The sequence below is a fragment of the Rhizobacter sp. P1_G5 genome, from assembly GCF_056405435.1.
In genome coordinates, this window is sequence record NZ_JBFUCB010000962.1 from 1 (window position 1) to 1,474 (window position 1,474).

A 1,474-nucleotide genomic window follows, 5' to 3' on the forward strand; every position below is an offset into this window, starting at 1 on the left:
GTGCTCGACGGCGTGCACCCTGAGCATTTCCTGCGCTGGATCACGCTGTGGCACCGGCACACCAACCGGCTGTTCGCAGGCGAGGTCGCCGAGGAACTCCAGCGCACCGCGCACGGCATCGGCCGCAACCTGTTCCACGGCTTCTTCGGCGAGTTCCCCCGCTTCGTGATGCACAACGGCGTGGCCGTCGGCCATGAGCCGGACGTGTGGGTCGCGCCCTGAGCCGCCAGTCGCTGGCGGGTGGCAGCGGGCGGCACAATGCCGCCCCATGAGTGACCTCCCGCTCCCGCCCCAGGATCCCGAGCTGCTGCGGCGGCTGCTGCGCGCGAAGGACCGCATGGATGCCGCCTCGCACGAAGCCTGGCCGGTGCAGCGGCTGGCCGGCGTGAGCGATGTCTCCGAGGCGCATTTCGCGCGTTCGTTCAAGCAGGCCTTCGGCACGCCGCCGCACCGCTACCTGCTGACGCGGCGCATCGAGCGCGCGACGGCGCTGCTGCGCGAGACCGAGCTGCCGATCACCGAGATCGCGTTCGAGACGGGCTGGGAGAGCCTGGGCACCTTCGGGCGCACCTTCCGCGACATCACCGGCGAGAGCCCGAGCACGCTGCGGGCCCGCGCGCGGGCAGCGGTGCAGGAGCCGGGCCGCGTGCCGGCGTGCGTGCTGAGTGCCGCGCACCGGCCCGACCTGACGATCGCAGTTTCGGAGAAGCGCCGCCGCGAGGCCGACGCTATAAATGAATCTCACGACAAGGAGATTCCATGATCCAAGGCATTGAAGTGGTCGGACTGTACGTGCGAGACCAGGATGAAGCGCTCGCGTTCTACGTCGACAAGCTCGGCTTTCGCGTCCACACCGACGTGCGCAACGGCGACTACCGCTGGCTGACGGTGCAGCACCCGGACCAGCCGTCGTTCCAGCTCGGCCTGAGCGTGCCGGGGCCGCCGGTGCTCGACGCCGAGACCGCGCAGGCGCTGCGCGCGATCGTGGCCAAGGGCGGCATGCCGCCGCTGGTGCTGAAGGTGGACGATTGCCGCGCTGCCCATGCGCGGATGCAGGCCCGCGGTGTCGAGTTCACGCAGGAGCCGATCGACCGCTATGGCACGGTGGATGCGGGCTTCCGCGATCCGTCGGGGAACGGCTGGAAGATGATCGAGGCACGGCGCTGAGCGTCAGGCGGCGGTCGGCTCGCGCCGCATGCAGGCGGGTCTTCAGCCTTCCTTCAGCACCAGCTTGATCCAGGGCCGGCCGTCCTGCGCGGTGCCTGATGGCACCACCTGGAAGACCGCCTCGGAAGCCGGGATCGGCTGCCGCTTCAGCTCCGGCGTGAAGTCGCCGTTCAATCGACTGTGCCTGACGTAGCGGACCACCTGCGTGCCGGAGACGAAGGCCAGGCTCATGACGCCGTCGTCGACGGACTCGAAGGGAACGACGCGTTCGCACTGCCGGGGCTCGACGCCCAGCACCGCGCAGATG

Annotated in this window: 4 protein-coding genes; 3 read left to right on the top strand and 1 reads right to left on the bottom strand. The window is 69.9% G+C overall.

What is annotated here, in order from left to right; genetic code table 11:
- From AC1D12_RS33155 to AC1D12_RS33165, 3 genes are all read left to right on the top strand, one after another.
- On the top strand, nt 1-222 hold a 222-nt coding region (locus AC1D12_RS33155), incomplete at its 5' end, for a globin family protein (protein ID WP_477845352.1).
- Nucleotides 223-268: 46 nt separating this feature from the next.
- Nucleotides 269-763: a helix-turn-helix domain-containing protein gene (locus AC1D12_RS33160; RefSeq protein WP_047502444.1), complete on the top strand. Its 495-nt coding sequence runs from the start codon at nt 269-271 to the stop codon at nt 761-763.
- Nucleotides 760-1,167 (top strand): VOC family protein, encoded by a 408-nt coding sequence (locus tag AC1D12_RS33165; protein ID WP_477826459.1) that lies wholly within the window; start codon nt 760-762, stop codon nt 1,165-1,167. Before AC1D12_RS33160 ends, AC1D12_RS33165 begins: the two co-directional genes overlap by 4 nt.
- 42 nt (nt 1,168-1,209) lie before the next feature.
- On the opposite strand, the gene AC1D12_RS33170 is transcribed toward AC1D12_RS33165, so the two are convergent.
- On the bottom strand, nt 1,210-1,474 hold a 265-nt coding region (locus AC1D12_RS33170), incomplete at its 5' end, for a hypothetical protein (RefSeq protein ID WP_477845353.1).